We start from the raw sequence: 6,680 nt of genomic DNA on the forward strand, positions 1-6,680 counted from the left end.
TTCCTGCTGGTCGTGGCTCAGTGGATCTGAAGAGCCCGCTTGTACTCCTCGGTGATCGCGAGGATCGCCTTCTCGATCGGAACGCGCTCCGCCGCGGACCCTCCGATGAATCCGTGAGCAGCCGTGTTCCGCATGACGTGCGCGGCCTCCTCCGGCCCCTCGATCGGGCCGCCATGGGCGAACAGGATCACGTCCGGGTTCACGGCCAACGCGGCCTCGAACATCTCCTGGCTGCGTTCCGTCGCCTCCTCGAGCGTCACCTCGGACTTCGCGCCCGTCACGCCGCCCACGGTGGAACCGAAGTGCGTGGCGATCGCATGGGCGCCCGCCTCGGCCATGATCCTGGCCTCATCGGGGTTGAACGCATAGGCGAGCGCGAACATGTCCTCCTCGGCAGCGGCCTCGACGAACTCGACCTCGCGCCTCCACCCGATCCCGATCTTGTCCATCTGCTGCACGGTGGCATCGCCGTAGATCATGATCATGAAGGGGTTGATCCCGCTGATCCCGGCATCGCGCAACCGTCGCAGGTGGTCCCTGTGGGGGAGCAGGGGATTGAACGCCCCCGACAACGAGAGAATGGGCGTGTCCTCGATGTTCGCGACGATTTCCGGCGCGAGATCGAAGATCACCTGGTTGACGTCGGAGTTGGGCATGAGCGCGGCCAAGGAGCCCTGACCCTTCAACCGCCAGTAGCTCGTTCCTGAGATGACGATCATGTCCGAGCCGCCCATCTCCTGCAGCTTGGCCGTCAGACCCGAGCCGCAGTTGGGGACGAAGAGCGGCCTGCCCCCGGAGATCTCCTTCCGGAGGCGTGCGACCACTTCGGTCGCCGTGTACACCTGTGCCATTTCCCTCTCCTTCGAGTCACTGGCGGATGGGTTTCAGCCCGACCCGGGACCAGGCAGGATCCCGAGGTCGGACAAGAATGTGGCGGCGTTCCGGTCACGAACCGCGACGACGTCCTCGACGACGAGCGGGGTCGATCCGGCCGGGGCGTCCCCGACCAGTTCGACGAGTTCGTCGATGACGGCGAGGGTCGTGTCCTGCGAGTAGAGCGGGAAGTCGGACCCGAGCAGCACCTGTCCCGTCGAGCCCGCCCACGACTTCGTGAGCTCGAGGAGCTGGCGAAGCTGGAACGAGCGGGAGCCGGGGTCGCGCCCGATCAGCGAACTCACGTCGACATAGAAGTTCCTGTGCTTCCGCAGCAGTCCCGCGACCGTGCTGAAATCGATTCGTCCGGCGTGTCCGAGGATCACCGGGAGTTCGGGGAAGGAGCATCCGATCTCGTCGAACCGGGTCGCCCGCGTGAAGCCGTCACGGCAGGGAAGGACCCCGATGTCACCCGCATGGTGCAGGACGGGGAGCCGGTACTCCTGCATGGTCTCGTAGATCGGCCAGAGCAGCGGATCGTCGACCGCGATCTGCTGCATGGACCCGTGCAGCTTCAGCCCGCGCGCACCGCGCTCCTCTATCTCGGCACGGAGGTCGCCCACGGGGTCGTCCGCCCGGGGATCGACCGCGCAGAATCCGATCAGCCGGTCGGGTGCCAGCGCCACCTGTTCGGACACGTACTGGTTGATGCGGTCGAGCTCGTCCGACCCCATGTCGCGGCTGTGGGCGAGCGCCACGGTCACAGCCGCACCGATGCCGTTCTCGTTCATCGACTCGAGAAGGCGTGCGGCACCGGAATCGACACCACTGCCCGCACCGCGCCCGTCCGCGTAGGAGCGCAGGAACATGGGAACGCCCTCACCGGCCCACATGTGGGTGTGCACATCGACGCGCATCAGATTCCGCCTTCCTTCCGGTACCCGAAGGCTGCCAGCGCCGCCGCCAGTTCCGGGAAGCCTGCGGCGTACTCGTCGGTCGGGATGTTCGCCTGCCATGCCTCGATGGCCCGCAGAATGGAACGGACTCCCGCCGCGGGGCCATCGGGATGACCCTGGACCCCGCCTCCGGGGGCGAGCACGACATCAGGGCCGAGCTCCGAAAGATAAAGCTCGACCACACCCGCATGAACCCCGCCTCCCACGACGGGCATCGTGGGCCTGAGCCCATCCATGGGCAGGGAGAGCCTGTTCACGACCTCGAGGTAACTCGAGCGCGTCATGGAGTACCCCCCGTACGGGGTGTTCACCACTGCGAGATCCGCCCCGCAGAGCCGCGGGAAGAAACCCGCGGCGAGGCCGGCGGTCATCCCGGACCGAGCGCCCTCCGACCACATTCCCGAGCCCGCGTAGTGGCCCAGCACCGGGACTCCCACCGTCCGCGAAAGTTCAGCAAGCATTCCCAGGCCGACAGAGCCGTAGGCGACCATCACCGCCCGCGCACCGGCATCCACGGCCCGACGAGCATTGTCCAGCAGTACGGTCCCCTGCGCGGTGACGTTCGGAATGTAGAGCGTCTGCCGGCCGGTCACCTCCGCGGCCCTCTCCGCAGCACGCGTGAAGGCGGTCACACGTTCGACCAGCGGCGAGAAGTCGGTGCTCCCGAGCAGTTCGTCGTCCTTGATCATGTCGGGACCACCGAGCGCCGTCTCGTAGAAGACCGCCGCCCCGGCGTCAGGACTGAGCCCGGTGCAGGGCTTGATCATGTTCAGGACGAGTGGGCGGTCGAACACGCCCGTGAGCTCGCGGATCCCAGCCGTGCCGAAGCGGGGGCCGCCGCAGGCGTCCACCAACTCCGGAGGGAGCTCGAGGTCCACCAGCTTCGCCCGGATGGAGGTCGAAGCATCATTGCCCAAGAACGTCGTGATGAGTTGGGCGAGGTCAGAACCGAGATTCGCGACGGGGATCGCGATCTGGATCAGGTAAGACACCTCGTCGGGAAGCTGGTAGGTGAGATCCGCGGCCGGCACGGCGACGATGGAGGCGACCCGGCCCTCGTACAGTCGGCGCATCTCATCGGTCGCGCCCGGGACCTCCACCCACGTCCCGAGGCTCTGTCCGACGGCGAATCGCTGGGCGAGCGGCACCACGTCCACGCCGCGTGGAGCGACGAGACAGTACGTGGCGAGCACATCGTGCTCGCTCCTCGCCTGCGCAGGAAGGACGAAGCGCCCGCCCGTCCGACGAGCCGCTTCAGCAACCACCCACCCCATGTCACCCTCGCTTCCCGGTCGTCGACCACACAGCATCGGTCGTCACCCTCCAGCCAAATCCTAACACTCTGAACTATACAACGTTCATTCGTGACGAGACAAATGCCCAGGTCAACCACAGTGTTCTGCACATCCATCCAGGCAAACAGGCACGAACCTCGCGGAAGCCCGACTCTACCCGGACGGTGATGTATCTTTTATAAGTTGACATTCCACGCATGATGGACCACACTTGTAACATGATGCATCGTGCGTCATTCAAGCATCGACGAAGGAGTTGAGTGGAGTGGGAACGACGGAGCGAATGCCGAATGGCTGGCCGTACCCCTCGCGGTGATGTTCAGTCTTCCGTTCGGGCTGTGGCTGGGGGACTACGACCTTCCTCTCCGAGTGGCGTTCGTCGTGTGGGGCGAGTGCTTCGTGTTCGGGGGCAAGCTCGCCGGACTGCGCCAGCTCATCCCCGCGTTCACCATCGGGGCACTCGCGGCCGGCATCGTCCAGTCGTTCGCGATGGCGCTCGCCGATCCCTTCGGCACGGCGGAGCTCGTGACCGCCGGAGACCTCGCGGTCGCCGTGGCCTACTCCGCGGGCTTCGGCATCGCCGTCCACATCATGCGGTTCGTCCGTGTGCTGCGCGACGGGACGCCGGCCTGTTTCCAGGGGATCGCCATCACCCTCGCCTGCATCTTCACCGGGCAGGGGCCGGCTACGTCGGACCTCGGACAACCCCTACGCCCTTCTCTGCGGCGCCGTGATCGTGTCGGTCCTGTCATGCCTGCTGGGCTCGGCCGTCGGCTGGGTCAACGTGGCGCTGAACGGGCCGCCTGAGCAGGAGTGAGAAGGACCGCCGATGCGTGGCGTGACGGTGCTCACGCGTGTGAGGACCGTCACGCCACGCATTCGCCCATGAGCGACAATGGGTGTGCGGTGGCGTGCCGCCGCGGTCGTGAGGAGAGCGTGAATGGGCATGATGGACGAGAACGAATCGGTCGCGACGCCTCGGGACGTCCCGACGGGGGATCCCGTCGGAACGACTGATGACGGGCGTCCCGAGCAGGCCCCCTCGCTCAAGCAGGTCGACCGGCAGGATGCCATCACGGAGTTGGTGCTGTCCTCCGGCTCCGTCAAGATCAAGGACATCGTCAGCCACTTCGGCGTTTCCCGCATGACCATCCACCGGGACCTGGATGCCCTCGAGGCGCGCGGGATCCTGCGGAAGTCGCGCGGCTCCGTGACCTCCGTGTCCTCGAGCCTGTTCGAGGCATCGACCGACTATCGCATACGGCAGTCCGTCGCGGAGAAGGACGCCATTGCCCGATACGCCCTCGAGCTCGTCGAGCCGGGGCAGGCCATCGTCCTCGACGACTCCACAACGGGTCTCCACCTCGCCAGGATGCTGCCGCAGAAGGCCCCTCTGACGGTGATCACGAACTTCGGGCGCGTGATCAAGGAGCTGAAGGGAAGGCCCAGCATCTCCCTCATCTCGACCGGGGGCGAATACTACCAGTTGTGCGATGCCTACAAGGGGGCGGTCGCCCTCTCCGCGCTGAGTCAGATGAGTACCGACATCTACTTCATGTCCACGCCGGCGATCACCAACGGAGCGTGCTACCACCAGAACCCGGAGCTGGTCCTCGTGAAGAAGGCGATGCTGGAATGCGCCTCCACGCGCGTCCTGGTGGCGGATCACACCAAGTTCCGGCGCCGCGCGCTGCATGCGATGTGCAGTGTGGACAGTTTCGACCTCGCGATCGTGGACTCGGGAACCACCTCGGACGAGATCGGCATGCTGCTTCGGGCCGGGGTCGAGGTGCGGGTCGCGCCGGTTCGCAGCAGCCCCAAGAAGTACGACGGCGAAGGTGCAGCCGTCTAGAGCAGGAGATGACTCGTGAACGCCAGCAGCAGCCGGGCGCCGTCCTCGTGCACCGCCTCGTGCGATCGCGGTCGACGACCCCGCGTGGTCCTGCTCGGCACCGCGGGCGGAACCACCACATGGTCGCCGCGGGCCGATGGTCGTCCCACTCGTCACGGCATCTCGACGGCCGTCGTCGTCGGCGATCGCATCTACGTCGTCGATCAGGGGGCGGGGTCGGCCCGACAGCTCACCATCGCGGATCCGCTGGGGCGCGGCCGCGGTTCCGTCCTCCGCGATCTCGGAGCGCTGCTCATCACCCACCTCCACTCGGACCACATCGTCGACCTCCCGTGTCTCCTGCACTGGGGCCGCGAACAGGGATGGCCGCCCGAACCGGTTCCGTTGATCGGGCCGGGACCGCTGCCCCTGTCCACCCGGGCATACGCGGGGCGACGAGCCGGCATCGCCACCGGGGGCGCCGTACGCCCCGGAACTGCGTCCCTCGTCAAGGGACTGGTGCATGCTTTCCGGGCGGACACGATCGACCGGGTTCTCGGCGCGGGCCGTCCGCCCCTCGAGGATCTCGTCCGAGTCCGGGAGGTTCCCGTTCCAGGCAGGGATGAGACGACCGCCGGCTCCGCACCGGTACTGGAGGACGCGAACGTCCGGGTGTCGGCGACTCTCGTCGAGCACGGCGACATGGCTCCGGCGTACGCATACCGGTTCGACTTCGACGGGGGAGCCGTCGTCATCAGTGGCGACACCGGGCCCTGCGATGCGCTGGTGGAACTCGCCGTCGGCGCGGACGTCCTCGTCCACGAAGCGATCAGCCCGCACTTCGCCGCATCGAGATTCGGTGCGCCGCCCTACGATGCGGCGCAGCAGCAGTCGCTCGACCACGTCTTCGCGAAGCACACGTCGGTGAGAGCGGTCGGGGACATCGCCGCCCGGGCCGGCGTGCCGACCCTGGTACTCACCCATCTGGTGCCCGGGGACCTGCCGGCGGATGCCTGGCGGGACGCTGTCACGGGTTTCGACGGACAAGTGATCGTCGGTGAGGATCTGGACGTGGTGCCGGTTCAGGAAGAACGCCCCCCACGTCTGAGGGTCCGACGACCTTCTGGTCGGTGATTTGGCGGAGGGTGCCGTGGAGTGATATAGGTTTTTCAGACAGTGGTTAATGGTTGGTTTTAGGCTGCTGCCTTGTGTTGTTGTCTCCATCCGGTGTCGACTCGGTCGGGGTCTGGTAATCGATCGCCGAGCGGAGACGTTTGTGATCGCATCGTAACTCGATCCAGGCTGTCACGTCCCGGATCGCATGGTCCCGGGTCAAGTAGACCTCACGGTTCACGAGTTCCTTCTTCAAGATCGCGTTGAATGACTCAGCGACGGCACTGCCACAGCAGCTACCGGCCCGCCCGACGGACGGGAGAATCCCGCGGTCGGTCATGAATTTCGTGTATTCGGCCGACGTGTATTGAGCTCCTCGATCCGAGTGAAAGACCGTGACACCACGGATCGGTGGACAGTTCCGCACGGCCATGGCCAAGGCCTCGGTGACGAGTCCGGTGCGCATGTGACCGGCGATCGCGTGCCCGATGATCTTTTTCGAGAAACAATCCATGACGACCGCCAGGTAGGCGAATCCCTGCCAGGTTGGAATATACGTGATGTCGCCCACCCGTCTCATTCCGGGCGCGGTGGCGGTGACGTCTCGGCGCA

General features: G+C 66.2%; 7 protein-coding genes. 3 read left to right on the forward strand and 4 right to left on the reverse strand.

Annotated features, from left to right (window positions below; translation table 11 throughout):
- Window positions 1-17 precede the first annotated feature (17 nt).
- The 3 genes from K336_RS0108835 to K336_RS15525 are packed head-to-tail and all read right to left on the reverse strand — an operon-like array spanning window position 18 to window position 3,139.
- Window positions 18-851, reverse strand: coding sequence for a phosphoenolpyruvate hydrolase family protein (locus K336_RS0108835; RefSeq protein ID WP_028706834.1), 834 nt, complete (start codon window positions 849-851; stop codon window positions 18-20).
- A 33-nt stretch (window positions 852-884) separates the two neighbouring features.
- Complete coding sequence (locus tag K336_RS0108840) at window positions 885-1,889, reverse strand: amidohydrolase family protein (RefSeq protein ID WP_081660723.1); 1,005 nt, start codon at window positions 1,887-1,889, stop codon at window positions 885-887.
- Window positions 1,790-3,139: a RuBisCO large subunit C-terminal-like domain-containing protein gene (locus tag K336_RS15525; RefSeq protein WP_314710016.1), complete on the reverse strand. Its 1,350-nt coding sequence runs from the start codon at window positions 3,137-3,139 to the stop codon at window positions 1,790-1,792. The genes K336_RS0108840 and K336_RS15525 overlap by 100 nt, the downstream gene beginning before the upstream one ends.
- Window positions 3,140-3,439: 300 nt before the next feature.
- Here K336_RS15525 and K336_RS0108850 point away from each other — a divergent pair, with 300 nt between their 5' ends.
- The 3 genes from K336_RS0108850 to K336_RS15535 all read left to right on the forward strand — a co-directional run bounded on the left by K336_RS0108850 (window position 3,440) and on the right by K336_RS15535 (window position 6,089).
- Window positions 3,440-3,931, forward strand: coding sequence for a DUF1097 family protein (locus K336_RS0108850; protein WP_123825921.1), 492 nt, complete (start codon window positions 3,440-3,442; stop codon window positions 3,929-3,931).
- A 133-nt stretch (window positions 3,932-4,064) separates the two neighbouring features.
- Window positions 4,065-4,976, forward strand: coding sequence for a DeoR/GlpR family DNA-binding transcription regulator (locus K336_RS15530; protein WP_211223480.1), 912 nt, complete (start codon window positions 4,065-4,067; stop codon window positions 4,974-4,976).
- A gap of 15 nt (window positions 4,977-4,991) precedes the next feature.
- Window positions 4,992-6,089, forward strand: coding sequence for an MBL fold metallo-hydrolase (locus K336_RS15535; RefSeq protein WP_081660724.1), 1,098 nt, complete (start codon window positions 4,992-4,994; stop codon window positions 6,087-6,089).
- 46 nt (window positions 6,090-6,135) lie between these two features.
- Here K336_RS15535 and K336_RS15540 read toward each other — a convergent pair.
- The coding region (locus tag K336_RS15540; protein ID WP_043150660.1) for an IS3 family transposase at window positions 6,136-6,680 on the reverse strand (545 nt) is incomplete at its 5' end.

Origin of the sequence: Propionibacterium acidifaciens DSM 21887, from assembly GCF_000426605.1 — a bacterium.
Lineage (GTDB): Bacteria > Actinomycetota > Actinomycetes > Propionibacteriales > Propionibacteriaceae > Propionibacterium > Propionibacterium acidifaciens.

Bases quoted from the DNA above. Each gene is read 5' to 3' on its own strand.
- K336_RS0108835 (WP_028706834.1), bottom strand. From the start codon at position 851: ATGGCACAGGTGTACACGGCGACCGAAGTGGTCGCACGCCTCCGGAAG.
- K336_RS0108840 (WP_081660723.1), bottom strand. From the start codon at position 1,889: ATGGCAGGCGAACATCCCGACCGACGAGTACGCCGCAGGCTTCCCGGA.
- K336_RS15525 (WP_314710016.1), bottom strand. From the start codon at position 3,139: ATGCTGTGTGGTCGACGACCGGGAAGCGAGGGTGACATGGGGTGGGTG.
- K336_RS0108850 (WP_123825921.1), top strand. From the start codon at position 3,440: ATGTTCAGTCTTCCGTTCGGGCTGTGGCTGGGGGACTACGACCTTCCT.
- K336_RS15530 (WP_211223480.1), top strand. From the start codon at position 4,065: ATGGGCATGATGGACGAGAACGAATCGGTCGCGACGCCTCGGGACGTC.